The 2,064-nt window shown below is 33.9% G+C and carries 2 protein-coding genes; both read right to left on the reverse strand.

Annotated elements, in window-relative coordinates; genetic code table 11:
• Nucleotides 1-94: 94 nt before the first annotated feature.
• A complete protein-coding gene (locus QD47_RS29345; protein ID WP_044649447.1) occupies nt 95-742 on the reverse strand; it encodes a TIR domain-containing protein in 648 nt (215 codons plus the stop codon).
• Nucleotides 714-2,064, reverse strand: a 1,351-nt coding sequence (locus QD47_RS29350) for an SIR2 family protein (RefSeq protein WP_044649448.1), incomplete at its 5' end; no start/stop codon positions are given. The genes QD47_RS29350 and QD47_RS29345, both read right to left, overlap by 29 nt.

The raw sequence follows: 2,064 nt of genomic DNA on the forward strand, positions 1-2,064 counted from the left end.
ACACGACGACTGGATTTTAAGAATTTATGAATAAAACTATGGCTCCTCTATGAACAAACTCTAGATAAAACAATTTTCAATTTCGTTATGATATTTATAAAAAAGAAGACCACCAATTTTTTTGAGCATTAATTTGTTTTGTAATATTAAATACATTAATTTTTTTACTTTTCTCGTAAGCATTTTCAATATACTGATTAGGATTTGAGATAAAATCATCTTCGGTTACTAAGGATATATATGAACCATTCAAAGAATCCACACTTTGGCAAGTCGGACATGCATATATAGGATTCTTAAGATTTGTTCGATTTTTGATAATAATATCATATAACTTACTTTCATCAATGCTCCTTGAACTGCATCCATCTGGTTTTCTAATCGAATTAAGAATCCATCCATAGCCACCGAAATAATAATCCTTTTGGATTACACCCACAATCCCGTTACTTCTAGAAGTTCTGTCTTCTCTAGTTGTTTCTCTCAAGGAATATTCAATTTCCCAATTAATCCAATTACTCAGCTTCATATTCGGAGATATAACAACTATGGTCACCGAAGTATCAAAAATCATTTTTTTTAGATGGTTCTTAATTGTCTCTGTCTTTCTATCTGTCAAATTCGGTGATGTACTAGTTTCTCCATGGTAGTAGCGAGCATCCATTCCGAGAGCGCCAATAATCTTATCTCTTGTCCCTTGCGCTTCGCTGTATTTATAGGAAATGAATGTTTTTCGCGCCATCTTTATTCCCCTTTATATCATTTTTTCTTTTCTCAAGTTCGTTTATAATTTCAATTACATTACGTATTAATACTTCATCCGGTTGACTTTCATCCCCCAGCAGTTCATACTTCCCTTTCAAACTTGTATCAAGAACAATTTGCTCAAAGTCTTTCATAACAGCTTCCCATATCTTTCTGGCGGTAAAGCCAGTCGCTCCTATTGGGATAGGTATTACCCCAAGCCTCAAGCTTATCTCAAACTCTTCTATCATACCGTTAGCTTCTATAATCTCACCTGATGTATCACCAACCTTATTTCCAAAAATAAAAACAGAAATTCCAACACTCTGAATCATGTTATTACGATGCCTTGTCCACAATTCTTTTAATGGAATTTTTCCAGTTGTATTTTGAGGAAAAGGCCTTGATATTAGCCTATCTTCTACCCGTTGATTTCGCTTTTTATAAACCTCCTCTAATGCTCCTGAAATCACACAGCTTCCTACTCCTATGCCAAAACCTGTAACAATATTATTACCATTATTAATAATCGCTTTGCTAAGATTGCTCGAAAACTCAAAACAACGCCTTTCCCCCCAACTCCCGTAATTAGAAGCGCTTCCTGAAACAAATATGTTTCTCCTTTTATATTGTTGCTCCAATTTTTCTAGTATAGCGGTAATGTCCTCATACTGATTTACCAACAAGACTTTTATACTATAACGCCTTAAATCGTTAACTTTTAGTGTTTGCTGAATTTCAGCATACTGAAATTCAGACTCATCTTTGAAATCGTTTCGATGTACTTTTTTCATAAAACAGTAATGAGTTCGTTGATTTTTTTCCAACAAGATTCTTATGCGACTTAATATATATCCCAAGTTAGGGTCATCAAAGCTGAACCCAATAAACAATAACGTCTTTGAAACTAAATCTCCTTGCAAAGCCGTTGTGAATAATTGTCTTTTGCTGTTGTAATTCTCATAATCGTCTTTGGTTAACACAGCTTCATGAGGAAGTGAAATATCACCGTGCATTTTGTAGATAATAGCATCATTATTAGGTTTCGTATGTGCTAAATTCTCAATAGTTATTTTTGCGTCTATTCTCTTTTCCTCATTCTTCAATGCTTCCTCAATTAAAGTATCGTAATTAGTTGTCCAATATGTACCTATAGGTAACCTGGATAGTATTTTATGGTTATCAGTAATCTCAGCATCTTTAGTGAACTCATCAATAAGTGTTTGATTTATTTTCCCTCTGTTCCCTCCATTTTCATTTACGTGGTATTGCGCCACTGCTATAAGATCGTATTCAACATCAATATTAAGCCTAATGTCA

Source organism: Paenibacillus terrae, assembly GCF_000943545.1.
Taxonomy (GTDB): Bacteria; Bacillota; Bacilli; order Paenibacillales; family Paenibacillaceae; genus Paenibacillus; species Paenibacillus terrae_A.

Excerpts from the sequence above, each read along its gene's own strand:
- QD47_RS29345 (WP_044649447.1), bottom strand. The coding sequence starts at position 742 with ATGGCGCGAAAAACATTCATTTCCTATAAATACAGCGAAGCGCAAGGG.